General features: G+C 40.1%; 33 protein-coding genes and 1 tRNA gene. 11 read left to right on the top strand and 23 right to left on the bottom strand.

What is annotated here, in order from left to right; translation table 11 throughout:
• Window positions 1-57: 57 nt before the first annotated feature.
• Window positions 58-143 (top strand) — tRNA-Leu (locus ACMUMJ_RS01545).
• 100 nt (window positions 144-243) lie between these two features.
• Window positions 244-426: a DUF2986 domain-containing protein gene (locus ACMUMJ_RS01540; protein WP_414677035.1), complete on the top strand. Its 183-nt coding sequence runs from the start codon at window positions 244-246 to the stop codon at window positions 424-426.
• A gap of 30 nt (window positions 427-456) precedes the next feature.
• Here ACMUMJ_RS01540 and rluF read toward each other — a convergent pair whose 3' ends face one another.
• The 4 genes from rluF to rsmI form a co-directional block, all read right to left on the bottom strand.
• Window positions 457-1200 carry a 23S rRNA pseudouridine(2604) synthase RluF gene (rluF, locus tag ACMUMJ_RS01535; protein WP_414677034.1) on the bottom strand — a complete coding sequence of 248 codons (744 nt, stop codon included), beginning with the start codon at window positions 1198-1200 and terminating at the stop codon, window positions 457-459.
• 32 nt (window positions 1201-1232) lie between these two features.
• Window positions 1233-1694 (bottom strand): YehS family protein, encoded by a 462-nt coding sequence (locus ACMUMJ_RS01530; protein WP_414677033.1) that lies wholly within the window; start codon window positions 1692-1694, stop codon window positions 1233-1235.
• A 133-nt stretch (window positions 1695-1827) separates the two neighbouring features.
• The gene (locus ACMUMJ_RS01525) at window positions 1828-3129 is read right to left on the bottom strand and encodes a DEAD/DEAH box helicase (protein ID WP_414677032.1); all 1302 of its coding nucleotides are present in this window, start codon (window positions 3127-3129) and stop codon (window positions 1828-1830) included.
• A 39-nt stretch (window positions 3130-3168) separates the two neighbouring features.
• Window positions 3169-4029 (bottom strand): 16S rRNA (cytidine(1402)-2'-O)-methyltransferase, encoded by an 861-nt coding sequence (rsmI, locus tag ACMUMJ_RS01520; protein ID WP_414677031.1) that lies wholly within the window; start codon window positions 4027-4029, stop codon window positions 3169-3171.
• 43 nt (window positions 4030-4072) lie between these two features.
• On the opposite strand from rsmI, the gene ACMUMJ_RS01515 reads away from it, so the two are divergent.
• From ACMUMJ_RS01515 to ACMUMJ_RS01505, 3 genes are read left to right on the top strand one after another with little or no spacing between them, the layout of a single operon-like run.
• Entirely contained in the window at window positions 4073-5893 is a 1821-nt protein-coding gene (locus tag ACMUMJ_RS01515; protein WP_414677030.1) for a penicillin-binding protein activator, read from the top strand.
• A complete protein-coding gene (locus ACMUMJ_RS01510; protein ID WP_414677029.1) occupies window positions 5853-6236 on the top strand; it encodes a YraN family protein in 384 nt (127 codons plus the stop codon). Before ACMUMJ_RS01515 ends, ACMUMJ_RS01510 begins: the two co-directional genes overlap by 41 nt.
• 5 nt (window positions 6237-6241) lie before the next feature.
• Entirely contained in the window at window positions 6242-6835 is a 594-nt protein-coding gene (locus tag ACMUMJ_RS01505; protein WP_414677028.1) for an SIS domain-containing protein, read from the top strand.
• Window positions 6836-6861: 26 nt separating this feature from the next.
• Here ACMUMJ_RS01505 and ACMUMJ_RS01500 read toward each other — a convergent pair whose 3' ends face one another.
• From ACMUMJ_RS01500 to zapE, 8 genes are all read right to left on the bottom strand, one after another.
• Entirely contained in the window at window positions 6862-7248 is a 387-nt protein-coding gene (locus ACMUMJ_RS01500; RefSeq protein ID WP_414677027.1) for a ClpXP protease specificity-enhancing factor, read from the bottom strand.
• Between the two features lie 79 nt (window positions 7249-7327).
• Entirely contained in the window at window positions 7328-7960 is a 633-nt protein-coding gene (locus ACMUMJ_RS01495) for a glutathione S-transferase N-terminal domain-containing protein (protein WP_414677026.1), read from the bottom strand.
• 91 nt (window positions 7961-8051) lie between these two features.
• Window positions 8052-8834 (bottom strand): cytochrome c1, encoded by a 783-nt coding sequence (locus ACMUMJ_RS01490; RefSeq protein WP_414677025.1) that lies wholly within the window; start codon window positions 8832-8834, stop codon window positions 8052-8054.
• Window positions 8835-8836: 2 nt separating this feature from the next.
• Window positions 8837-10072 (bottom strand): cytochrome b, encoded by a 1236-nt coding sequence (locus ACMUMJ_RS01485; RefSeq protein WP_414677024.1) that lies wholly within the window; start codon window positions 10070-10072, stop codon window positions 8837-8839.
• Window positions 10072-10665 (bottom strand): ubiquinol-cytochrome c reductase iron-sulfur subunit, encoded by a 594-nt coding sequence (gene petA / locus ACMUMJ_RS01480; protein ID WP_414677023.1) that lies wholly within the window; start codon window positions 10663-10665, stop codon window positions 10072-10074. Before petA ends, ACMUMJ_RS01485 begins: the two co-directional genes overlap by 1 nt.
• A 187-nt stretch (window positions 10666-10852) precedes the next feature.
• On the bottom strand, window positions 10853-11245 hold the full coding sequence (gene rpsI, locus ACMUMJ_RS01475; RefSeq protein ID WP_414677022.1) for a 30S ribosomal protein S9: 393 nt from the start codon (window positions 11243-11245) through the stop codon (window positions 10853-10855).
• A gap of 14 nt (window positions 11246-11259) precedes the next feature.
• Window positions 11260-11688, bottom strand: a complete 429-nt coding sequence (gene rplM, locus ACMUMJ_RS01470) for a 50S ribosomal protein L13 (protein ID WP_414677021.1) — start codon at window positions 11686-11688, stop codon at window positions 11260-11262.
• Between the two features lie 191 nt (window positions 11689-11879).
• Window positions 11880-12977: a cell division protein ZapE gene (gene zapE / locus ACMUMJ_RS01465; RefSeq protein ID WP_414677020.1), complete on the bottom strand. Its 1098-nt coding sequence runs from the start codon at window positions 12975-12977 to the stop codon at window positions 11880-11882.
• Between the two features lie 126 nt (window positions 12978-13103).
• Here zapE and ACMUMJ_RS01460 point away from each other — a divergent pair, with 126 nt between their 5' ends.
• Entirely contained in the window at window positions 13104-13553 is a 450-nt protein-coding gene (locus tag ACMUMJ_RS01460) for a ZapG family protein (RefSeq protein WP_414677019.1), read from the top strand.
• 26 nt (window positions 13554-13579) lie between these two features.
• Here ACMUMJ_RS01460 and ACMUMJ_RS01455 read toward each other — a convergent pair whose 3' ends face one another.
• A complete protein-coding gene (locus ACMUMJ_RS01455; RefSeq protein WP_414677018.1) occupies window positions 13580-14341 on the bottom strand; it encodes a Nif3-like dinuclear metal center hexameric protein in 762 nt (253 codons plus the stop codon).
• An 18-nt stretch (window positions 14342-14359) separates the two neighbouring features.
• Between ACMUMJ_RS01455 and ACMUMJ_RS01450 the strand changes: the two genes are divergently transcribed.
• Window positions 14360-15415, top strand: coding sequence for a S1C family serine protease (locus tag ACMUMJ_RS01450; RefSeq protein WP_414677017.1), 1056 nt, complete (start codon window positions 14360-14362; stop codon window positions 15413-15415).
• Here the strand turns inward: ACMUMJ_RS01450 and ACMUMJ_RS01445 are convergent.
• From ACMUMJ_RS01445 to ACMUMJ_RS01400, 10 genes are all read right to left on the bottom strand, one after another.
• Window positions 15412-15942 (bottom strand): SRPBCC family protein, encoded by a 531-nt coding sequence (locus tag ACMUMJ_RS01445; protein WP_414677096.1) that lies wholly within the window; start codon window positions 15940-15942, stop codon window positions 15412-15414. The two genes, ACMUMJ_RS01450 and ACMUMJ_RS01445, sit on opposite strands and share 4 nt — an antisense overlap.
• 3 nt (window positions 15943-15945) lie before the next feature.
• A complete protein-coding gene (hisD, locus tag ACMUMJ_RS01440; protein ID WP_414677016.1) occupies window positions 15946-17256 on the bottom strand; it encodes a histidinol dehydrogenase in 1311 nt (436 codons plus the stop codon).
• Between the two features lie 8 nt (window positions 17257-17264).
• Window positions 17265-17900 (bottom strand): ATP phosphoribosyltransferase, encoded by a 636-nt coding sequence (gene hisG, locus ACMUMJ_RS01435; protein WP_414677015.1) that lies wholly within the window; start codon window positions 17898-17900, stop codon window positions 17265-17267.
• A 1-nt stretch (window position 17901) separates the two neighbouring features.
• A complete protein-coding gene (gene murA / locus ACMUMJ_RS01430; RefSeq protein ID WP_414677014.1) occupies window positions 17902-19164 on the bottom strand; it encodes a UDP-N-acetylglucosamine 1-carboxyvinyltransferase in 1263 nt (420 codons plus the stop codon).
• Window positions 19165-19188: 24 nt separating this feature from the next.
• Window positions 19189-19428, bottom strand: coding sequence for a BolA family protein (locus tag ACMUMJ_RS01425; protein ID WP_414677013.1), 240 nt, complete (start codon window positions 19426-19428; stop codon window positions 19189-19191).
• Between the two features lie 156 nt (window positions 19429-19584).
• A complete protein-coding gene (locus ACMUMJ_RS01420) occupies window positions 19585-19878 on the bottom strand; it encodes an STAS domain-containing protein (protein ID WP_414677012.1) in 294 nt (97 codons plus the stop codon).
• Between the two features lie 4 nt (window positions 19879-19882).
• Window positions 19883-20503: an MlaC/ttg2D family ABC transporter substrate-binding protein gene (locus ACMUMJ_RS01415; protein ID WP_414677011.1), complete on the bottom strand. Its 621-nt coding sequence runs from the start codon at window positions 20501-20503 to the stop codon at window positions 19883-19885.
• On the bottom strand, window positions 20503-20970 hold the full coding sequence (gene mlaD / locus ACMUMJ_RS01410; protein ID WP_414677010.1) for an outer membrane lipid asymmetry maintenance protein MlaD: 468 nt from the start codon (window positions 20968-20970) through the stop codon (window positions 20503-20505). Before mlaD ends, ACMUMJ_RS01415 begins: the two co-directional genes overlap by 1 nt.
• 1 nt (window position 20971) lies before the next feature.
• On the bottom strand, window positions 20972-21754 hold the full coding sequence (gene mlaE, locus ACMUMJ_RS01405; protein WP_414677009.1) for a lipid asymmetry maintenance ABC transporter permease subunit MlaE: 783 nt from the start codon (window positions 21752-21754) through the stop codon (window positions 20972-20974).
• Window positions 21751-22524, bottom strand: a complete 774-nt coding sequence (locus ACMUMJ_RS01400) for an ATP-binding cassette domain-containing protein (protein WP_414677095.1) — start codon at window positions 22522-22524, stop codon at window positions 21751-21753. Before ACMUMJ_RS01400 ends, mlaE begins: the two co-directional genes overlap by 4 nt.
• A gap of 199 nt (window positions 22525-22723) precedes the next feature.
• Between ACMUMJ_RS01400 and ACMUMJ_RS01395 the strand changes: the two genes are divergently transcribed.
• From ACMUMJ_RS01395 to lptB, 4 genes are read left to right on the top strand one after another with little or no spacing between them, the layout of a single operon-like run.
• Window positions 22724-23686: a calcium/sodium antiporter gene (locus tag ACMUMJ_RS01395; protein WP_414677008.1), complete on the top strand. Its 963-nt coding sequence runs from the start codon at window positions 22724-22726 to the stop codon at window positions 23684-23686.
• Window positions 23687-23718: 32 nt separating this feature from the next.
• The gene (gene lptC, locus ACMUMJ_RS01390) at window positions 23719-24279 is read left to right on the top strand and encodes an LPS export ABC transporter periplasmic protein LptC (RefSeq protein ID WP_414677007.1); all 561 of its coding nucleotides are present in this window, start codon (window positions 23719-23721) and stop codon (window positions 24277-24279) included.
• On the top strand, window positions 24254-24769 hold the full coding sequence (gene lptA / locus ACMUMJ_RS01385; protein WP_414677006.1) for a lipopolysaccharide transport periplasmic protein LptA: 516 nt from the start codon (window positions 24254-24256) through the stop codon (window positions 24767-24769). Before lptC ends, lptA begins: the two co-directional genes overlap by 26 nt.
• Entirely contained in the window at window positions 24769-25494 is a 726-nt protein-coding gene (gene lptB / locus ACMUMJ_RS01380) for an LPS export ABC transporter ATP-binding protein (protein WP_414677005.1), read from the top strand. Before lptA ends, lptB begins: the two co-directional genes overlap by 1 nt.
• Window positions 25495-25504: the final 10 nt, after the last annotated feature.

Raw genomic sequence — 25504 nt, 5'->3', positions numbered from 1 at the left:
AACACAAAAAATTTGACATAAATAAAAAAAAAGACATAATACAGCGCACGTTTTCAAGCCAGTGTGGTGAAATTGGTAGACACGACGGATTCAAAATCCGTTGCCTAATAAGCGTGGCGGTTCGAGTCCGCCCACTGGTACCATATTAAAAAACCTGATCAATGTGATCAGGTTTTTTTTTAGCATTCATCCAGTCTTTTTATTTAAACTGAAAAAAGTCTTATCTATAAATTCGAGAAAATCATGAATCGCCGCAAGAAAGCTAAGCAAATCATCTTAAAGAAAGCCAAGAAAGCCAAAGAGAAGAACGTCCCGAAAAACAAACCCCGTTATATATCAAAAGCGGAACGAACCAAGCCAGAAGCACAAGAACAATCAGAGAACTCAGCCGAAGTAGAAGATGACAGTGAAGACTGCTCTCAATAGAAACAACAATCACCACCTCGAAGACTTTGGCTAAGCGTCTTGTGTTTTTTTGGAGTCTTTTACCGCGCCATTAATTTGCTGCATCTCATCATCTGTAAGGTCTCTCCATTGGCCAGGCTTTAAGCTCCCTAAACGCACATTCATTATGCGAGTCCTCTTAAGGCGAACTACGTCGTAGCCAAGATACTCACACATGCGGCGAATTTGGCGGTTCAAACCTTGAGTTAGTATGATCTTAAACATGGTGCGACTTTGAGGCGTCACAATACAAGGCTTAGTAACGGTATCCAATATTGGAACACCTTGCGACATTCTCTTTATAAAGCGATCACCAAAAGGCTTATTCACTGTCACCAAATATTCCTTTTCATGATTATTTCCAGCCCTTAAAATTTTATTGACAATATCGCCATCGCTCGTCAGAAAAATTAAACCTTCAGAGGGCTTATCCAAACGACCTATCGGAAAAATTCGTTCTTTATGATTAATCGCATCAACAATGTTGCCACGAACGTTCTTTTCGGTCGTACAAATAATACCTGTCGGCTTATTATACGCAATGTAGGTTCTGTCAGATTTATTAGCAGCCGTCGCTCCAATGCTTTTACCATCTACACTTACCACATCGCCAGATATTACTTTTGTGCCTAACTCGGGGATTTGACCATTAATCCTCACACGCTTTTGCTCTATCAGTTTATCCGCCGCTCGACGCGAACAAAAACCCGAATCACTAATAAATTTATTTAGACGTATTGCCGCTATTTCAGTCACACTTTCACCTTAACTTTTGCACTCATTCAACGTTAAACAGAGCGATACTTTAACTGCAACCCTTGTAAGAACTGCCTTAAGACTTGATTTTGGCAGTCACGATAATGCTTATGAGATGGCCTTCTAAAGAAAGCACTTAACTCATGACGACTTAGCTTAAAATTAGCGGAATCAATAATCTCTAAAATCTCTTCAGCTTGAAGGCTTAACGCAATTTTCAACTTGGTGAAAATCATATTATTTGTTAAACGGGTTTCCGCTACGTTTTCTACACCGTCTTTAACGCCACGTTTCAGTACAATCAGTCCATTTAGAAAACTGGCCAACTCAACATCTTTACATGCCTGAAAACCTTCAGCGTCATCTTGCTTTAACCAATCACTCACTTCTGAACGGGTTGCCGTCAGGCCACCCATTCCAAATAGGTCGATCATTTTTTTATCATTAAAATCAAAGATAAAACGTATTTTTCTTAACACATCATTGTTCGTCATTTCGTATCTCTCAAATAAACAACTGCCGAGTTTGCTCATGAACCCAATAGGCATTGTTTAGGTTTTCATAAAACAGTCTGTATGAAAAATCGCTCATATAAGACATATCGATCATTTCAAATTTTAAATGCACTTACTTTCTTTTTGTTCTTTTAGAGGATTGAATTGCTTTCTCTCTCGCCCTCTTTTTTGAAGCACCACTACGATGCTTCTTAAAAGACACTTCCTCTTCATTCAGATTAGGCTCAAAGCCTGGATACCATTGCTGTACAAGCGTTTCACCAAGTACCTCTTCAACATCTTTCAATAAGTACTGCTCTTTTGGCGAAACCAAACTAATCGCCACACCACTTCGCCCAGCACGACCTGTACGACCAATTCGATGAATGTAATCCTCAGAATTGTATGGCAGCTCAAAATTAATTACTTGCTCTATGGTTGGAATATCCAAACCACGCGCCGCTACATCCGTAGCAATAAGCGCCCTCAATACTCCATCTTTAAATTCCGTCAAAATTCGATCACGCGCACCCTGAGATTTATCTCCATGAATAGACTGAACTTTAAGTCCGTCTTTAAACATTTCTTTGGCAAGGTCGTCCGCGCCCTGCTTAGTGCGAGTAAAAATGAGTACTTGCTTCCAGTTTTTAGAACCGATCAGATAAGAAACCAGCTCTCTTTTACGACTATTATCTATAGCGTAAACACGTTGCTCCACTTTAGGCGCCGTTTGATTCTTTTGCCCTACCTCAATGTAAATAGGAGCATTCATCAAAGATTTACTCAAAGTATGGATTTCGTCATTAAACGTCGCCGAGAACAGCAATGTTTGTTTAGTACGAGGCAGTGATTTTAATATCCGCTGAACTTCCACCATGAAACCCATGTCTAGCATTCGGTCAGCTTCATCAAACACAATAACTTGCAACTGACGGAGATTTACCACTCTTTTATAAATCAATTCCAACAAGCGACCTGGTGTAGCAACTAGAACATCCGCACCTTTCTTTAATTCAGCAACTTGAACATTGATGCTTGCCCCACCATAGGCGACAACAGAACGCACACTCGTATTTTTCCCGTATTCAACCGCACTTTGATACACCTGCTGAGCCAATTCACGGGTTGGTGTTAGCACTAATGCCTTAATGATTACAGATTCACCCTCTTCACTAGGCATTCGTTCATTTGAAACAATCTCATCTCCACTACCATCACTTTCTTTCAAATTCACCTGATGAGACATTAATTTATGCAATATAGGCAAGATAAATGCCGCTGTTTTACCTGTCCCAGTTTGAGCGCCAGCCATTATGTCGCGGCCTTCGAGAATTATTGGGATGGATTTCAATTGAACTGGCGTAGCTTGTTCGTAACCCAGGCTTTCAACTGTTTGCAAGAGGGATTCATGCAAACCTAGAGATTCAAAACTCATAAATACAACTCATAAATACAACTCATAAAATAATATTAGCTAAGACTGCATTTCTAATGCAATTTGATATAAAGCGTTCTTTTTTTCACCCGTAATCTTTGCGGCTAATTGAGATGCTTGCTTCACAGGAAGTTCTTCTAGTAATAAAGATAAAATTCGGCGATTTTCCGCAGCTTTAGCGTCTAAGTCAGATTCCACTTGATAATCTAACATAACGACGAACTCACCTTTTAGCTGATTCGCATCTTCAGAAAACATTTGTAAAATTTCTGATGCCGTGCCCGACAAAAACGTTTCAAACGTCTTAGTAATTTCTCTTGCTAATACAAGCTTGGCACTGTCACCGTAAACCGCATCAACGTCTTTCATCGATTCAACAATACGATGTGTTGACTCATAAAAAATCACTGTTCCTGATTGCTGCTTCCAAGAAGACATAACGTCTTTTCTAGATTTCGTTTTGGCAGGCAAAAAGCCTGAAAAAAAGAACTGATCAGTAGGTAATCCTGAAACACAAAGAGCAGCGATTAACGCTGAGGGCCCAGGAATAGGAACAACATCAAAGCCTTCATTTCGAATATGATTCACAACATGATAACCAGGGTCAGAAATTAAAGGCGTACCGGCATCAGACACTAAAGCAACCGATGTTCCCTGAAATAACAGCTCTCTTATATAGGATGATTTATCTCTCTCGTTATGATCATGTAAAGAAAAAAGGCGCGTCTCTATTCCAAAATGATTCAATAACCGTTTTGTATGGCGAGTATCTTCAGCCGCAATGAACCCCACACCCTTTAGTGTATTGATTGCGCGAGCACTAAAGTCTTCTAAATTGCCAATTGGAGTCGCAACAATATAAAGGGTGCCTCTCGCTTCGTCTGAACTATGTGATACCATACTGTCTCTTTGTCAATTTTTTAAGTATATGAGTTTTTACACGATGCGCATCATAACACTATCTTTATTCGCTGTATTGTTAAGCGCTTGCAACTCTGTTGAAGTTCAGCAAAAAACAAACGCAGTGACTTCTCCTATTTCGTCTTTTGAACAGGACACCGCTGAAAGCTGGATAACACTCGCCCAAGCCACTAAAGATGAAGCAACAGCAGCAGAACATTACTTAAATGCAGCCGAAATATTATTTAATGAAGACAAAGGCAAAGACGCACTAGACATACTTCTTAACCATGTTATTCATTTCAAAACCCTAACCGCCTTTAAAGGGCTATTGTTAACCGCAAAAATTAACAACCAGCAAAACAAACCACTTACAACACTCAGTTACCTGTCCAAAGCTAAGCGCTTACCCATGGCAAACCACCCAAACTATTCTAATGACATTAGCTTGTTACGCAGTGAAACGTTAGAGAAATTAGAGAGCTGGCCAGCCGCAGTAAAAGAAAGAGTTAAACTAAGCCTTTCTTTACCTTTAGATGAACTTGAAAACAACCAAAACCAGCTGTGGTCAAACATCCAAAACCTAACAAATTCAGAAGTAAACTACCTGCAAAATGGCAATGATTCCATTCTAAATGGCTGGCTCCACATAAGCTCAATATTACGAAAAAGCACACTTACAACATCGGAACAAATTCTCGAATTTAACCAGTGGCAACAAACAAACTTGCTCCATCCCGCATCAAGCCTTCCACCTAAAGATTTTTTATTGCTTTCCAGCATCCATGAATTAGCACCAAAGAAAATTTCTCTTTTATTACCGCTCACAGGAAAATTACGTAAAGCCTCCAGAGCCGTTCTCGATGGATTCTTATATGCCTATTACTCTCAATCATCACCTCGCCCTGAACTGAACCTAATAGATACAAACACAATAGAATCAATGCAAGATGCATTAAATCAAGTTCAAATTAGCAACCCAGATATTATTATCGGTCCCTTACAAAAAAGCCACGTAGCAAAACTAAGTAATTTAGAGTTGACAATACCCACAATTTCACTCAATCGTCTCGACTTCCAAAACACCCAACCGAACCTTTTTCATTTCTCACTAAGCTCAGCCGATGAAATAATTGAATTAGTTCGATATGCTCAGAATGAAGGCGCACAAAGAGGTGCCGTTATTAGCACTCAAGACACTTGGGCGCTACGACAATCAGACGAGTTCAGATCGATTGCACGAAATAAAGGTGTCGAACTGTTAGCTCAACTTGACTACGAAAACACACCTAAAAGCAGACAAAATACAATTAAAGAGTTACTGCTAGTAAATGAAAGCCAAAAAAGAAAAAAATGGTTAGAGTCTACACTATCAGAAGAAATTACTTCTGTTGAGCGCTCTAGACAAGATCTTGATTATGTTTTCTTTGCAGGACGCTTTGATGATGCAAAGCAAATAAGACCTCTTCTAGACTTCTACTTTGCTTCTGATATTCCGCTACTTTCAACCAGCACCATTAATAACAAACAACTTAATGAAATAACAAAACAAGAAGACATCGAAAGAATTATTTTCAGCGAAATTCCATCAATCACCAAAAAAGACAAAACCAACACCCCCCATAAAGAAGTGGATTCTAATTTTATAAAAAGACTCAAATCTTTAGGGCAGGATGCGTATTTGATTGCCAATCGATTCCCTATTTTTCAAGAAATAACCAACGCTAAAATATCTGGAGACACAGGAATACTGTCACTAAATAACAATCAGGTTTTCAACAAACGCTCAGAACTGGTTACATATCGTCAAGGAAGACTTACCAATGCAACGGAAACAAGTGAAAACGAACTCACTACCCCTTAAAAAAATCAATGGAGACAAAGCAGAGCAGCTAGCAAAACAGTATTTAGAAAAAGAAGGGTTAATTTTTATTGAACGTAATTTTTTATGTCGATCAGGTGAAATCGATTTGATCTTCACCGATTCAAAAAGCATTATTTTCATCGAAGTTCGTTTTCGTTTTTCTTCAGAGCGAGGCTCTGCAGCCGAAAGCATAACTAAATCAAAACAGAATAAAATATCTAAGTCAGCTTTATACTGGCTAAAAGACAAAAAACTGGAGCTTTCTCCTATTCGATTTGATGCTATTCTATTCGATGGTGAGATCTGCAAACACAATTTAAACTGGATAAAAGCGATCTTTTAATTACTATGGATTTTCAAGAAACGATCTATACACAATTTGCTCAAAGCTTTGAAGCTCAACAACAAGCCTTTGAAAACCTTCCTCCGCATATTGAGCAGGCTGCTCAAGTCATTTTCACTAGCATAGCGGCCGGCAATAAAGTCATTTGCTGCGGTAATGGCACGGGATCTCATCTATCTCAATACTTCAACACACTCATGATAGATCGAATGGATAGAGAAAGACCGGGGCTACCTTCAATTAATTTAACATCAGAAGGGGCCGCCATCCTTGCAATCAGCCACAACGACAGCTATCACGATGTTTTCTCAAAACAAATAACAGCACTAGGAAATACTGGCGATGTGTTGTTTGTCGTTGCTAATAGAGGCAACACATCACCTATCATCCAAGCAATTCAAGCTGCCCACGAACGAAAACTGAACGTTGTAGCTCTAACCAGCCCGGAAGCAAAAAATATTTCTTCACTTACTTCTCAGGATGACACCGAAATCAAAATCAATTTATTAGGCACCGCCAGAGTCCATGAATGCCAAACACTTATTATTCATACACTAGTCGAACTAATAGAAAAACAATTATTTGGCTATGAAGAATAAACCTCACAGCCAAATAAGATCCCCTCTTATTTCACAACTTTTAACTTAAAGCCGGGTGCCTTCTTAGGCTCAGTCGGTGGTGTTGGTTCTGGATCACTTGGAAATTCTTCATCAGGAAAAAACAGACCGTCACCATTTTCTTTGGCATACAAAGCCAACGCCGCAGCAATTGGCACAAACACCTGCATAGGCTTTCCCGAAAACCTTGCCTCGAAAGAGACGCCATCTTGGTCCATCAATAAGTTTCGCACAGCACCCATGCTGACATTTAACACTATTTGCCCATCTTGGACAAACTCAGTAGGCACAACCGCGGCCTTATCATTGGCATTTACCAACAAATAAGGTGTCAAATCACTATCAATGATCCACTCATAAGCCGCTTTCAATAAATAAGGTCTTTTTGGTTTCATTTTTCTACTCACTTATATACAACATTAAAAAGGAGCCCGAAAGCTCCTATTTAACACTTATATCAGATAACACACACAATTAATCTAGGCGCATTTCTTGCTCAGCCTCTGACAAGCTTTCAATAAATGATTCTCTTGAGAACAACAGATCCATATATTTGTGCAAGTGGCGAGCTTGATCTTTGGGAATTTCAACACCTAAAATAGGAAGACGCCACAGTATTGGTGCCATACAGCAATCAACAATTGTAAACTCCTCACTCATAAAATAAGGCTTTTCTTCAAAAATTGGCGCGACATTTATCAGACCTTCACGCAACTCTTTTTGAGCATTTTCCACTTCGGTTGAATCTTTGCTTACAAGAATCAAATCTACAAGTTTTGCCCAATCCCTTTGAATGCGATACATAAACAAACGACTCTCTGCACGAGCAACTGGGTACACGGGCAAAAGAGGCGGATGAGGAAAACGCTCATCTAAATATTCCATCATGACATTTGGCTCATACAACACCAAATCACGATCTATAAGAGCTGGAAGCTCATTATATGGATTAATATCAGCCAATTCATCTGGCTTATTAAATGGGTCAACATCAATAATATCAACCGTGACTGCTTTTTCAGCCAATACTATTCTTACTCTATGACTATAATGATCTTCACCATCAGAAAAGAAAGTCATTGAGGAGCGTTTTGCGATAACACCCATGTAAAACCCCTATTACAAAAACAACGAAAACCCCATACGGGGCCACAAAACAAAAGCGGCAATCAATACGTAATTGACCGCCGCTGAATATCTAGTGAATCTCTTTCCAATATTCTTTATTAAGAAGGAATGCAAAAATCCCAAACAAAATAATGAACAAAAGAACTTTCAACCCTAAAGACTCACTTTGTAAACGACTAGGCTCACCCATGTAAACCAAGAAGTTTGTCAGGTCATAAACCACTTGCTCAAACTCATCGTTAGTCAGCTGACCCTCGGTCTTTTGAGCAACGACGTTACACTTCTCTTCAGTTAATGCATCCCCTGTCAATGTATCGAACAAAGGCTTTCCATTTTCGTCATGAGCAGGCGCTTGAGCACACGTTAAATGGCGAACACCTTGAAGAGCTTCCAAAACATTTGGCATACCAACATTAGGAAAAACAGTATTATTCACACCCCACGGGCGAGACTCATCTTCATAAAAAGATTGAAGATAACTATACACCCAATCCTTCCCTCTAACACGCGCAACAAGAGTTAAATCTGGTGGTGGGGCACCAAACCAACCCTTACCATCGGCATCATCCATAGAATTAGACATCAGGTCACCGATTTTCTTACCTGCAGGCAACAAATTCTCTTCAAACAAACCTGCTGGAATACCTAAATCTACAGATGCACGCTCAAAACGTGCATAACCAGCATCATGACAACCCATACAATAATTTGTAAAGGTCTGCAATCCACGCTGAAGAGATGATTTATCATGTAAATCCGCACTCATGTGTTGCAGTTCAACACCTGAACCACCTGCCGCAAAACCAAGTACAGGCAATACAGCCAGCGCAATCGTTGTAAAAAACTTTCTCATTATTACACCCTCTCTGGCACTGGTTTTGTACTTTCCCAACGAGTATACCAAGGCATTAAAATAAAGTAAGCGAAGTATACTACAGAAGCGATTTGAGCAATTGTTGTGCGCAGCTCTGTTGACGGCAAAACACCTAACACACCCAATACAACAAAACTTATACAAAACACAAACAAGAAGATTTTACTAATCCAACCTTTATAAAGCATTGATTTAACAGGGCTGCGATCCAACCAAGGCAATACAAACAAAATAGCAATTGCCCCACCCATTGCAACAACCCCCCAGAACTTAGCATCCAACCCAAATAGAGAGAAAGTCACAGCTCGAAGAATTGCATAAAATGGAGTAAAGTACCAAACAGGCGCTATATGCTCAGGCGTTTTCAGCGGGTTTGCAGCCTCAAAATTTGGTTTTTCAAGGAAATACCCCCCCATCTCAGGGAAGAAGAATACAACCGAGCAAAATACAAACAAGAACACAGCAATACCAACTAAATCATGCACAGAATAGAAGGGGTGGAATGGGATGCCATCTAAAGGAACACCGTTTTCATCTTTATGTTTCTTGATGTCCACACCTTTAGGGTTATTGGAACCAACATGATGCAAAGCAAGCAAATGCAAAACAACCAACGCAACCAAAACCAAAGGCAAAGCAATAACATGCAAAGAGAAGAAGCGGTTAAGCGTGATACCCGAGATAAGGTAATCACCTCGAACCCATTGAGCCAAATCTGGACCAATGACCGGAATAGCACTAAATAGAGAAATAATTACCTGAGCGCCCCAATAAGACATTTGACCCCAAGGCAGCAAATACCCCATAAAAGCTTCGGCCATCAGCAGCAAATAAATTGCCATACCAAACAACCACACAAGCTCTCTAGGCTTCTGATAAGAGCCATAAAGCAATCCGCGAAACATGTGCAGATAAATAACAACAAAGAAAGCAGAAGCCCCAGTTGAATGCATATAGCGAATTAGCCAGCCATATTCCACATCACGCATGATGTACTCAACAGAGGCGAAAGCTGCCTCGGCAGAAGGAGTATAACTCATAGTTAACCACACACCCGTTAGGATTTGGTTAACAAGCATTACCATTGATAAAACACCAAATATATAGAAAAAGTTAAAGTTTTTTGGCGCGTAATACTTACTCATGTGCTTTTCATAAGCTTGGGTAACTGGAAGACGATCGTCAATCCAACCCATTAAATTTTTCAAAGCAGCCATTATGCATTCCCTCCATCAACACCAATTTCAATCACAGTATCAGATATGTATTGATGAGGTGGAATTGACAAGTTAATTGGTGCAGGAACACCACTATAAACGCGACCAGCCAAATCAAATTTAGAACCATGACACGGGCAGAAGTAACCACCTACCCAATCAGCACCAAGATCTTCAGGCGCGATTTCAGGCCGATACGTTGGAGAACAACCAAGATGTGTGCAAATTCCTAAAAGAATTGAGATTTCAGGTTTAATAGAACGATATTCATTTTGAGCATAAGCAGGTTGTTGCTCTTTTTCCGATTCAGGATCACTTAGCTTATCTGAAAGTTTTCCTAAGTTGGCCAACGTTTCGGGCGTTCTGTTAACAACCCACACTGGCTGACCGCGCCACTCAACGATCATTTGCTGGCCAATTTCTAATTTACTTATGTCGACTTTGACCGGAGCACCAGCTGCCTTAGCTTTTGCACTCGGATTCCAAGAAGCAACAAAGGGGGTCGCTACACCAACTGCACCAACTGCACCAATTGCACTAGTTGCTCCAATTAGGAATCGACGTCGACCTGTACTTACGCCGCTTTGACTCATTATGGTTCTCTCCCACCAAATTACAAATATCAGCTTTTAAGCTGACAATCTTAATATTATTGCCCTGCGAATATTAAAAAAAACAAGCGCTTCTGGCAAGGAAACATTCCCTTAACAGATAAATATACTGACATAACGCATAAAAAAAACGCCTGGATTACCAGGCGTTTTAAACAACAATCCAATATTAACGTTTGGAGAATTGTGGACGACGACGCGCTTTACGAAGACCAACTTTCTTACGTTCAACTTCGCGAGAGTCACGAGTAACGAAGCCAGCTGTACGTAGAGTACGGCGTAGTGATTCATCATATTGCATCAATGCACGAGTAATACCGTGACGAATCGCACCAGCTTGACCAGAGATACCACCACCTTTAACAGTAATGAATACGTCAAACTTCTCTGTAACACCAACCAATTCTAGAGGTTGAAGAACTACCATGCGAGCAGTTTCACGACCGAAGTACTCTTCGATTGTGCGATTATTGATAACTAGATTACCAGCACCGGCTTTCAAAAAAACACGTGCAGTAGAGGATTTACGACGACCTGTACCGTAATATTGATTCGCAGACATAATGATCTTCCGTTTTAAAGTTTAAGTTCTAAAGGCTGTTGTGCTGCATGCGGATGCTGAGTTCCAGCATACACTTTCATTTTCTTGTGCATTGCACGACCTAAAGGACCTTTAGGCAACATGCCTTTAACGGCAAGTTCAAGAACACGCTCAGGAGCATGATCAATCAACTTCTCGAAACTCATAGAACGTAGACCGCCTGGGTAACCAGTGTGGCGATAGTATTGTTTGTCTTGCGCTTTGTTACCAGAAACATGAACTTTCTCAGCATTAACAACAACGATGTAATCGCCTGTATCAACATGAGGAGTGTATTCTGCTTTATGCTTACCACGTAAACGGCGAGCGATTTCTGTAGCTAAACGACCAAGTGTCTTGCCTTCAGCATCCACGATATACCAATCGCGAGTTACTTCAGCAGGTTTTGCAGTAAAAGTTTTCATCAAAAACCCTTTAATTTGCACAAATCAATGTGCTCAATACCTATTATTATTGGTTGCTCAATCTTTTCATTTATAAAAATAACCAATTCAGCAACTTGCATATACCTTAAAAAAGGCGAACGGATTATACATTAATTTGTCCACACAATAAAAGGTGTTTTCTGTTTATTCACCAAGAAAGATTCACCTCATTAAGGACGATGCTCTAGGGATAAATATTCTTCTGATTGCATCTCTAACAGTCGGCTAACCGTTCTATCGTATTCAAACGCCAATTGGGTACCAACATATATTTCATGAATTGGCACTTCCGCCGAAATAATCAACTTCACATGTCGATCATAAAACTCATCAATCAAACTAATAAAACGGCGCGCTATATCGTCTTTTGTTGCATCCATCTGCGGCAAACCACTCAAAAGAACCGTAGTATACAGCTTTGCGATTTCAATATAGTCGACCTGACTTCGCGGACCATCACACAACGAAGATACACTAAACCAAGCAATGTCTTCACAACTCTCTATAAGAGGAATTTTTCTTCCCTCTATCTCTACAGACCCGCCCTGCTTAACTTGAGTCAAATCAGGAGCTAAACGAGCAAAGCTCTCAGACAAGCTTTTGTTCGCCCCCTCATCCAAAGGAGTATAATACAATTTCGCTTGTTTTAGAGCGCGCAAACGATAATCAACGCCTCCATCTATATTCATTACACTAGTATGAACTTTAACAAGCTCAATTGCAGGTAAGAAACGAGCTCGTTGTAAACCATTTTTATACAAACCATCTGGCTCAATATTAGACGTTGCCACCAGCGCAGTCCCATTATCAAACAACACTTTTAGCAGCCCAGCCAAGATCATCGCATCAGTAATATCTTTAACAAAAAACTCATCAAAACAAATAATTTGAGCTTTTGCAGAGATTTTCTTACCAACAATTTCCAATGGATCTTTTACATCACTGAGTTGCTGCAACTCCTTATGAACCATTTGCATAAAACGATGAAAATGCAACCTCATCTTTCTATCAAAAGGCAAACAATCATAAAACGTATCCATTAAATACGTTTTCCCTCTGCCAACTCCCCCCCAAAAATACAAACCTTTTTCTACCCGAACGGGCTGCTCTTTTTTCAAAAAACTAAAAAGACTCTTTTTGGTGGTCGCTTTTTCTTTCGTCAACCTCAAAAACAAATCCTGCAAAGCCATTACAGCCTCTTCTTGAGCAGGGTCATAATTAAAATCAGGGCGTTCAAGGTCTTGCTTATATCGTTCTAGTGGCGTCATTTTTTCTATCACACAATTAATTTATTCATCAATTCTAACAAAATCACGTTAAAACCACATCATAAGGTGTGTCATATCTTGAGATCTTTCCGCTATAATGTCGCAATTCATTTTCAGGAGACAGTCATGAACCTAGAAGTATTTGACATTATTATTTTTATTACAGGTGGGGTCTTAGGTTTAATTATTGGCCTAACAGTTAAAAAAGGACAGCCAAGCTCAACCAACGCCACGACTAGTACACCACAATCGACAGAGGCAATGCAGTTTGATACAGAAAGGAAGCAAGCAATTATAGACGACTTCTTTACTGACGCAACTGAAAAGCTAATATCTACAGAAAAAGCCATTGCTGAACTGAAACAGCAAATCTCCGTAGGGGCATCCACTTTAGCCACCTCTCAAATCATCAATAAAACTCAATCAGCTACCGTAGAAGAAGGTAACAAAGGAGAAGTCGCAACACCGGCTGAGCCACCAAAGGATTATTCTACTAATGCATCAGGCACTTTAAGTGAAAACTTTGGCCTTCAATCTAAAAACGAACAAGACCAAGATAAAAGCCTTCAAAAATAAAAACACTTTAGACATAGATAACCCAGTTAGGCCGGATTGTCTATGTCTACAAAAAACACATCCAATTGATAGGTCGATTTTAAATGCTCAGCTAATAACATCGGTCCAAATCGTTCCGTCGCATGGTGCCCTGCAGCGCAGAAATGAATATCCATCTCTCTTGCTATATGTATGGTCTTTTCAGACACCTCTCCTGTAATATAAACATCTGCCCCCATCTCTGCCGCCTGCTCTATATACCCTTGCGCACCACCCGTACACAAAGCAACCTTCTTGATTTTTCTATCATTTACCATCTCAAACAAAACATCCCTCCCAACTACTTGTTTTATCAAAAGAGAAAACTGATCTCCCGTTAATGCTTCAGGCAACTCCCCAACCAAACCAATTGCATCCTCAAGCTCAACACCTCTTTGCAAACCTATTCTGTTAGACAACCCTAACCCACCCGCCAGACCCGCATTATTACCTAAAACAGGATGCGCATCTAAAGGCAAATGATAGGCAAATAAATTAATATCATTCTTAATTAATGCAGCGATCCGTCTATATTTCATTCCAGTAATTGAGTAAGACTCCCCTTTCCAAAAATACCCATGATGAACAATAATCGTATCGGCATTTAATTCGATCGCCTTATCTATCAACGCCTGAGAAGCCGTAACCCCAGTAACAATTCTCTTTACATCAGTCGTACCTTCAACCTGAAGCCCATTAGGAGCATAGTCTTTAAACTGATGGACATTTAATATAGCATTCAACTCTTTATTAAGTTTCTCTCTCTTCATTTTACCAAGACCTTATTTATGACCTTAAAACCGTATATTACTACACTTCTATTAATTCTCATGAGTGCTGGAATAGGGTGGGAGCTAAAAAGCAGTCAACTCACACCTTCACCAAAGCCCTACTCTTTTGCCGATGCCATCCAAAAAGTATCTCCTTATGTTGTCAACATATACACTTACCGCAAAACCAACAGCACAAGACACATCAACAAAACACAAGAAAACACATTAAAAAACTTAGGTTCGGGCGTTATTATTGAAAACGGATACATACTCACCAATAAACACCTGATTGTAAACGCCAATAAAATAGTGGTTATTTTAGACAACCAAACACGGGCAGAAGCAAATTTAATCGGTAGCGACCTTACAACCGATCTGGCCGTATTACAAATTCCCTCGGATACAACCCCAAAGAACAAGATAAACACCTCAAACACTGTTAACACAGGCGACATAGCTCTTGCTATAGGCAGCCCTTATGGATTAAAACAATCAGCGACAATGGGCATTATCAGCGCCATCGGGAGAGATAACATTGGCTTAAATCAATATGAGAACTTCATACAAACCGACGCAGCAATCAACCCTGGAAACTCCGGAGGAGCCCTCATTGATTTCAAAGGAAACCTCATTGGAATCAACTCTGCCATATTCTCAAACTCAGGAGGATCTCAAGGAATAGGATTCTCAATCCCAATCAATGACGCCCTCTATGTTATGCAAGAAATAATTCAATACGGAACCGTTAAAAGAGGTTATTTAGGTATTAACGCACACGAAGTAACACCAGAAACATCTAAAGCATTAGAGCTATCAGTCACCGAAGGGTTACTTGTTTTTGAAATAGACGACATGAGCCCAGCCCAGAGAGCAGGAATTAAAGCAGGAGACGTTATAGTCAAGATAAATAGAGAAGAAGTAACCACCTCAAAGAAAGCACGAAAAATGATATCCAAACTCACTCCTCTATCTGAAATACAAATAATTGGAGTAAGAGGAAATCAATCCTTCCAAGTCAACGTAACCATTGACCAGCTAGAAGACATGGGACACACGAAAACATATTACTAAAGTTTATTTTTTAAATTTTCTAAGCTTTTTTCTAAGTTACTTCCAGCAATGTCATTTGCAAAAAAGGCGAGATACGGGCTAATTAAACCCGCCCTTAATTCCCCTTCAACAACCCAGACGATTCTTACACCCCGCCCCTCGCGAGCCCACGAAAGATGATTACTCACAGGAAGAACACCTAACTTAGTAACAACGGAGAAAACAACCCCAGCCTGTTCAAAAGAATCGATACTAACAACTCCATTATCAGCATCAGGGTTCTTAATAATCAAGGACGCGGTTGAATCCTCCTCTTCAGGCAATGTAAAGACACCTTCATTAGGTAAATACATCCATTGCTCCCACGAGCCTAAGTCAGCTAAATACAACGACACACGCTCTTCAGGAGAGTTAATAAAAATCGACCTTTCTATATGATACTTATTCGGCAACAGCATCCCAATTGCCATTACCGTCAGTATCACAACAGCCAATACCCTTGTCACCCAACGCAATTGATAAAGCGCACTCGATTTTTTTACTTCCATCACTTATTCAGACTCGTCAATACGATATTCAGCCGACAAAGCGTGTGCTTCTAAAGATTCCCCCCTCGCCAAAGGGGACGCAATTTTAGCTAATTTACTCGCCCCCTCTGGTGAACAATATATTAGAGAACTGCGTTTCTGGAAGTCATACACACCTAATGGAGAAGAGAATCGAGCAGTACCAGACGTAGGCAACACATGATTCGGCCCAGCACAATAATCACCTAATGCCTCAGGAGTATGGCGCCCCATAAAAATAGCACCTGCATGCCTAATCTTATCGACCCAAGCCTCAGGGTTATCAATAGATAGCTCCAAATGCTCCGCAGCGACATGATTCGCAATCTCAATCGCCTGATCCATATCAGCCACATGAATAAAAGCACCACGACCTTCCAATGAAGCCATGATAATATTCTTTCTTGATTGCGTTTCTATCAGTCTTTCCATCGAGCGCTGAACGTCTTCAAGAAATGCTTCGTCTGGAGAAATTAGAATGGATTGAGCATCTTCATCATGTTCAGCTTGAGAAAACAAATCCATTGCAATCCAGTCAGGGTCAGTCTTACCATCACATACAACCAAAATTTCTGAAGGACCAGCAATCATATCAATACCAACAACCCCAAAAACCATCTTCTTCGCCGTTGCGACATAGATATTTCCAGGTCCAACAATTTTATCGACTTTAGGGATTGTTTCAGTACCATAAGCTAAAGCAGCAATAGCTTGCGCGCCACCCACAGTAAATACACGGTCAGCACCAGCAATATAGGCTGCAGCCAATACAATATCATTAACAAAACCATCAGGTGTCGGCACAACCATAATAATTTCTTGCACACCAGCAACTTTCGCAGGCATTACATTCATCAACACAGAGGATGGATAAGCCGCCTTACCTCCAGGAACGTAAACACCAACACGGTCTAAAGGCGTTACTTTTTGCCCTAAAACAGTACCGTCACTTTCTTGGTACTGCCATGACGCTTGAACTTGTTTTTCATGATAAATACGAATTCTTTCGGCTGCAGCCTCCAAGCTCGACACGATTTCTGGACTTACTCTCAACTTTGCTGCTTGCAGTTCAGCCTTATTAATTTCTAATTCAGATGAATACTCTACTGAACGACGATCAAAGCGATTGGTCAACTCAATTAATGCTTTATCACCCTCTTTACGCACAGAACTAATAATCTGAGAAACACGTGTGTGAACATCGTCATCAGATACAGAATCCCACGCAAGTAAGTCATCTATTGTTTCATAGAAACCAACATCCGCAGCAGAAAAACGCTTAATATTAATATTCAAGACAACCCCTATACTTTGTTTGCTGCATCACGAAGCATTTCCAATATCGGCTCGATCTGCTGATATTTTGTCTTGTATGCCGCTTTATTCACTACCAAACGAGTACTAATATCTGCAATCAAATCTCTCGCCTCTAAACCATTTGCCTTAAGAGTATTACCCGTATCCACAATGTCTACAATCAGATCCGCCAACTCCATAATCGGTGCAAGCTCCATCGCACCATAAAGCTTAATAACATCCGCTTGGATACCTTGCTCAGCAAAATATGACTTTGCCGTTTTAACAAACTTAGACGCTACTTTAAGGCGGCGATTCGGCAGTTCAACACCAACCACACCAGCCGTCATGAGTCGACATTTAGAGATTTTCAAATCAACCAATTCATAGAGGTTTTTGGTAGATGACTCCATCAACACATCTTTGCCAGCAACACCAAAATCAGCAACACCATGCTCTACATAAGTAGGCACATCTGTCGCACGCAAAATAACCAACTTAATGCCTTCATGATTGGTATCAAAAATAAGTTTCCTACTTTTCTTAATATCTTCAGCAGGAACAATGTTCGCCTTTTCAAGAAGAGGCAGTGTCTCTTCTAAAATCCTCCCTTTTGAAAGGGCAATAGTTAATGTATTTTTCATATCAATTCAATACTCTACAAATTTTCGCACCTAAAGACCCCAATTTTTCCTCTATGCACTCATAGCCGCGATCAATATGGTAAATTCGATCTATTTTAGTTTCACCTTCGGCCACCAAAGCCGCTAACACCAAACTAGCCGATGCACGTAAGTCCGTAGCCATTACTGGAGCACCCGTTAAATGCTGGCATCCTCTAACAATAGCTGTACTGCCTGTCACCTCAACCTCAGCCCCCATGCGCATTAACTCATTCACATGCATAAAGCGATTTTCAAAAATATTTTCTGTAATACTACCAACACCTGTTGCAACTGAGTTCAGTGCCATGAACTGAGCCTGCATATCAGTAGGAAAAGCAGGATAAGGTGCCGTACTAATATTGACCGCTTTTGCTCGCCTCCCCGTCATATCCAACTCAATCCAGTCATCGCCCGTTGAAATCAAAGCGCCAGATTCTTCAAGCTTCGTAATGACCGCATCCAGTGAACTTACATCAGTATCAATCACACGTACCTTACCGCCAGTAATCGCGCCCGCAATCAAGAAGGTTCCTGTTTCAATTCTGTCAGGCATAACAGAATACGTCGCACCATGAAGCCGCTCAACACCTTCAATCACGATCGTATCACTACCATGACCAGATATTTTTGCACCCATCGCAATTAAACACTCAGCCAAATCAACCACTTCAGGCTCTCTTGCTGAATTCTCTAATATGGTTTGACCATCAGCCAAACACGCCGCCATCAACAAATTTTCAGTACCCGTAACCGTAACTTTATCAAAGAAAATACGAGCACCTTTTAAACGACCATCAACACTCGCAATGATGTTGCCATTTTCAACCTCAATTACAGCCCCCATTGCCTCCAAGCCTCGTAAATGCAAATCAACAGGGCGACTACCAATAGCACAACCACCTGGCAAAGACACGACAGCCTTACCAAAGTGACTAACAAGAGGGCCTAAAACTAAAATAGACGCTCTCATTGTTTTCACTAACTCATAAGGCGCTTCGTAATTGTCTAAAGTTGACACATCCAGCTCTACTCCCATCTTTTCATCAACAACGACTCCACAACCCATTGAGCCTAAAAGCTCCAGCATGGTTGTAATATCATGAAGATGGGGAAGGTTTTTAATCGTAATTAAATCTTTAGTTAATAGAGTGGCCGCTAGAATAGGCAATGCTGCATTTTTCGCACCAGAAGCTCTAACAACACCATTCAACACTCTACCACCACTAATCAGCAGCTTATCCATAACATTTTCTCTTTATTAGTATAATTAGTTTGTTGCGTTATTTTGTTCTGGAGTTAATGTTTTCATGGTAACCGCATGAATAGCGCCAGAAGCAATCGCTTCTTGTAAATACGAGTAAACCAATTGCTGCCTTTTGACAGTGGACAATCCTTCAAAAGAAGAGCTCACAATGGTTACTTGAAAATTACAGCCTTCACCTTGAGCTGCAACAGTTGAGTTAGGGATAGAGGATTCGAGCAGTTTTTGTACTTCGTTTGAATTCACAGAGACTCCTAAATTCATGCAATAAGTTAATGTCTGAATTCTACATCAGGAAAAGGGACTTCTTAATACCATTCTTGCATTCTAGGGCGAAATTACTGAAATAATCGCTCAAAACAGCATTAATGAAGCAAAGTAAAAAGTGATTTTAAAATTAGGCTACGCAGAAAGGACAATACTCTCTAAATTTGAGAGCTGAATCAAACCCACTAATTGTGCACTTAACCCTGTAAACACAATTTTTCTATCATGATCATTGGCAAATCTCATAAAAGAAAGGAGTAGCGCAACGAGCCCACTCCCACTTCCCACAACATTCGTAAGATTTACCTCCAACACACCAGAGCTTTTCAAAAACACATCGAAAAGTTCGTTTTGCAATACATCAAGTTGACTTGGGAGGTACCTCCCTTCTAGAACAATACAATCAGAAACAATAGAATAATTAATCAAAGCGTTACCCTTCATTACTGGCGAGGGATTTCTGCCACGCATCGATTGCTTTATCAATGTTGTTTTTATTGCTTTGGACCATAATTCCAAATTGTTTTCTAAACGTCAGCCCAAAATTAATACCATTGATAACAACGTTGCTTAAATACCAAGAACCTGACTCTTTATTGACTTCCATATAAAAATCAATTGCAATCAACGCACCAGCATCTGTAGCGAACTCAACGTTAACTTTGACCTCTCTTCCAGACTGAGGACCTAATGGCAATACTTTAATTTTACTGCTATCAAATTCCAATAAAGAACCACCATATGCTTCAAGAAGCGTTTCTTTCGTTACAATAGCAAAACGTGCCTTCTGCTCATTTGTTGCTCTACGATAATATTTCCCCATTACTTTTTTTGAAAAACTATCAAAATTAATAACAGGAGACAAAATACTGCTCACACGCTCAATAAGCTCAACTTGATTCTCTGACAAATACTCTTTATCTTGTACAATTTCGACATTAAAACGATCTACGACATTAATGACCGCATTTCTTGCGTCTTCACTTGCCATCACTTGAGTACACAACATCATTACAATAAAAGAAAACACAATTTGTTGAATCCGATAAAGCATTATTTATCCTCTCCAGTAGTTGAATTAAATAGGAACTGGCTAATCAAATTTTCTAACACCAAGGCTGATTGAGTATCATAAATTTCCTCGCCTGGTGACAAAAAGGTATCTTCAGCACCAATCGATAATCCAATGTATTTTTCACCAAGTAAGCCACTTGTTAAGATGGCGGCCGAACTATCAATCGGCAAATTATCCACATCTTGATCAATGTTCATTTTCACCAGAGCCACATACAACTCTTTATCAAACGTAATGCTCTCAACACTACCGATAGTCACCCCCGCAACAGCAACTTTTGCTCTTGCGGTTAATCCACCTATGTCATCGAATCTAGCAACAATTTGGTACGATTTTTTTTTATCTGAGAAAGCCAGCCCACTAACTTGAATGGCTAAGTAAGCTAATGCAAAAAAACCAAACACAATAAAAACACCAACGAGCAATTCAATTTGCTTGTTTCTCATATTAAAAATCCCCAAACATAGCAGCAGTCAAAATAAAATCTAACACCAAAACAGATAATGACCCCAATACAACGGTTGTTGTTGTCGCCTTACCAATACCTTCAGAAGTCGGAGTACACTCATACCCTTGATAAACAGCAATCCAAGTAACTGCAATCGCAAAGCAAAAAGATTTAGTGACACCATTAATCACATCATTACTGAATAATACAGACTGCTGCATCAAACTCCAAAAACTTCCATCATGAATTCCCAGCCAATCTACAGCAACAAACTCCCCTCCCATAATGCCAACGGTTGAGAAGATAACGCTTAAAATTGGCAAACAAATTAAACCAGCGATAAATCGCGGAGCGATAATCCGGCGATAAGGGTCTACCCCCATCATCTCTAAACTTGATAATTGCTCTGTGGCTTTCATCAATCCAATCTCAGCGGTTAGCGCAGAACACGCCCTTCCAGCAAATAATAAAGCAGTCACTACTGGACCAAGCTCTCGCAACAAGGTTAACGCAACCAGTTGGCCTACCGATTGTTCAGAGCCAAATTTCACTAAAATCGAATACCCTTGAAGAGATAAGACCATCCCAATAAACAAACCTGACACAACCACAATCACCAGAGATAAAAATCCCACTGAGTAGATTTGTTTATTTAATAACGTCAATGCCCCCATGAATGAACGTGGCCGATGAAAAACCGACTGACAGAGTAATAACCCCGCTCGGCCGACGGCTTCCAGCCAATCAAACACAACGCCACCTAAAGTTGAAATACGCTTCATTGTTTTTTCAAACCCAAATCGTCCAAATAAGAACTCGCAGGATAATGGAACGGAACAGGCCCATCTGGTAAGCCCCCTAAAAACTGCACCACTCTCTCATCTTCAGAACTGCGAATTTCATCAGGCGTCCCATGGGCAATCACGCTCGCATTCGAAAGAATGTACACATAATCTGCAATTGAAAGAGATTCAGTAACATCATGAGAAACTAATACTGACGTAACCTCTACAGAGTCATTCAAGCGTTTAATAAGCTCCACAACCACCCCCATAGATATAGGGTCCTGTCCAGTAAAAGGCTCATCATACAAAACCAAATCAGGATCAAGAGCAATAGCCCTTGCTAGCGCCGCTCGCCTAGCCATGCCACCTGAAAGTTCGGATGGCATAAGTTGAGCCGCACCTCTTAAACCAACACTTTCAAGTTTCATTAAAACGATGTCTCTAATAATGTCTTCTTTATAGGCTGTGTGCTCTCTTAGTGGGAAAGCCACATTATCAAAAACAGTCATATCCGAAAATAAAGCACCGCTTTGAAAAAGCATGCCCATTTTTTTTCGTAACAGATAAAGGTCTGATCGAGAAAGCAAAGGCACCTCTTGATCATTTACAACAATGCGCCCTTTTGAAGGATACAACTGCCCACCGATTAAACGCAGCAAAGTTGTTTTCCCCGTACCGCTTGGCCCCATAATCGCCGTAATTTTCCCTTTTGGAATACGAATAGAAACATCTTCATAAATGGCTCTATCACCCCGAGAAAAACTCATCCTTTGAATATCAACATAGTATTCTGACAAAGACCCTTCCTTCTTTCATACGCTATAAAGCGATACTACCATCGACATTAATTAAAGAGAATGCAAATAGAAAGGATTTATCTGGATATAAACCGAGGTCAAGTCTTGAATTTAACTCATAAACTTCATTAAATAACACTCCTTTCGAAAAATGAGAGTTAAACCTTAAATGCTACTTTTTATTGCTGCACTGATATCTGGCTTAATCATACTGGTTATTAGCTCTGATAAGTTTATTGAGCACTCTGCATTAGTCGCAGAAAAATTGAATATTAGCCCTATAATTATTGGCTTAACACTTGTAGCATTAGGAACCTCAGCGCCTGAAATGGTTGTTTCTGCAATCGCTGCAATAGACGGTGCGCCTGAAATTGCTATCGGTAACGTTTTAGGCTCAAATATCGCCAACGTCGCTTTGGTGTTTGGGTCAACCTTATTCATTAACGCAATATCAATAAAAAAAGGCTTGACTACAAAAGAAGTGCCTTTATTAATGTTTATCACCTTACTTGTTGGTGCAGTTCTTTACGACTTACACCTTAGTCTCTTTGATGGTCTCATACTTATCAGTGCTTTCATTGTGGTATTAACCCTTCTTCTCAGAGGAGGAAATAGCCTTGAAGAAGAATTTGGCGATGAATTACCAGATGCCGATTCTACCACCTTATCAAAATCTCTTTTAATTGCTCTTATCGGTCTTGCTGCGCTAATAGGCAGTTCAAAACTATTGGTTTGGGGCGCCATTGGCATCGCTCAGTTCTTCGGTGTCAGTGAATTATTAATTGGCTTGACCATCATCGCTATTGGCACCAGTTTGCCTGAGCTGGCAGCATCAATAACCAGCGTAAGAAAAGGTCATCACGATATTGCAATCGGTAACATCCTTGGGTCCAACTTATTCAACCTTGCCACAGTACTTCCATTACCAGCAATTCTCGCTCCTGGAATTATCTCCAGCAGCATTTTAAACCGAGATTATTTATGGGTGCTTGGCACAACAACACTCTTTTGTTTGCTTATTATTTTGTTCAATACAAGAAAGCAATCAAGCATACCGAAATGGGTAGGAATTCCACTCATTGCAGGGTACGCATCGTATTTGTATATCCTTTATCAATCCAGCATTAGCTAACCAGAAACTCACGACAACCAAAAGGCTAGCAAATGAAAAAATGGCAACTCCTCTCCCTATTTATTGGTGGATTACTCTTGTTTTTTTTCGCTTTTTACATGGGACTTACACCTAAAAAATCCTTGATTGAAACTAGGGCACTCGATAGTGCCCCTGACTATTTCTTGATTGATGTAAACATTATGGCATTTGATCTCACAGGCAAACAAATTGAGACACTCAATGCAAAAGAGCTAAAACACTACAATAAATCAAACGAATCACATTTAGAAAAACCAGATTTAGCTCGATTTCAACAAGGAAAAAGTTGGATTGCAAAAAGTGACTTTGGCCTTATAAATGAATCAACTAAAGACATCATATTAAAAAGTAACAGTGAAATTATTCATACTGGAAAAACGGGTAATGCTATCCATTTAAACTCGGATAAAATAACCTATAACGAAACAAAGCAGCAGTTTCTTGCCTCAGGCAACTCAATCTTACAGTCAGGCGAAGGCGTCACTCAAGCTAACATAATTAGCGTGAACATTAATGACGAAAAAATATCATTAAGCGGAGAAGTAAATGGTCAATACACAACAGCTAAGTAAACAACTGATCGCACTCGCCATCTTAACTTCCAGCACTCTAACATTCGCGTTAGACAATGATTTACAGAGCCAGTTAAACATCGAAGCGGATACAGCCTATTTCGATCAAAAGACGGGAACTGCTATTTACGAGGGCAATGTCACTGTCAGTCAAGGCTCCATCTTAATTTCAGCAGACTACCTAAAAGTTACCAGCACACTTGATACAAAACAATTCAATCAACTTGATGCCACAGGCTCTCCTGCAAAATTCAGCCAGCAAATAGATGCCGATGGAAACAAGATAATCAGCCATGGAGATAAAATTCTTTATCGAACAGTAGACGCAATACTTGAACTGAATGGCCAAAGCTATGTAAATTTAAAAGGGGATGAAATAAAAGCCGACTTCATTCAGTACATGATTGATAAAGGCACTTTCACAGCTCGGAAAAATAACTCTGGCCGAGTTAATATGACCTTAACACCACAGACAAAAGAAGCACAATAATGGCATTACTAGAAGCAAAAAATCTTGCCAAAAGCTACAAGAAACGACCTGTGGTAATCGATGTTTCTCTCTCTGTCGAGTCAGGCCAAGCGGTTGGGCTCTTAGGGCCAAACGGAGCAGGTAAAACAACCTGTTTTTATATGATTGTTGGTATGGTAAAAAACGATGCAGGTGAAATTTTAATTGACAGAGAGCCTGTCACACACTTAGCAATGCACTCGCGAGCTCAAAAAGGCATTGGCTATCTTCCTCAAGAAGCATCCATATTTCGTAAAATGTCTGTAGAAGATAACATCCACGCTATTTTAGAAACAAGAAAGGATTTGAATACAAGTCAACGTAAAAAAGAACTTGAAAAGTTACTGGAAGAATTCCACATCACACACATCAAAAAAAACCTAGGAATGGCACTTTCTGGTGGAGAACGCCGACGAGCTGAAATTGCTAGAGCGTTGGCAACCAACCCAAAGTTCATTTTACTTGACGAGCCCTTCGCGGGCGTCGATCCTATTTCCGTTGGCGATATCAAACAAATAATTAGACAACTGCAAGATAGCGGCATTGGCGTACTCATTACAGACCATAATGTTAGGGAAACATTAGATATTTGCGATAAAGCCTACATAGTAGGAAATGGTCATATTATTGCATCTGGCGATGCAGAGACTATTATTAATAACGATCAAGTAAAAAAGGTTTATTTAGGAGAGAACTTCCGTCTTTAGTCTTTTAATT

The organism is Marinomonas phycocola (genome assembly GCF_047525455.1).
Lineage (GTDB): Bacteria > Pseudomonadota > Gammaproteobacteria > Pseudomonadales > Marinomonadaceae > Marinomonas.
Note: the sequence above shows the minus strand (reverse complement) of the source record. Positions and strands in the feature narration are given on the sequence as shown.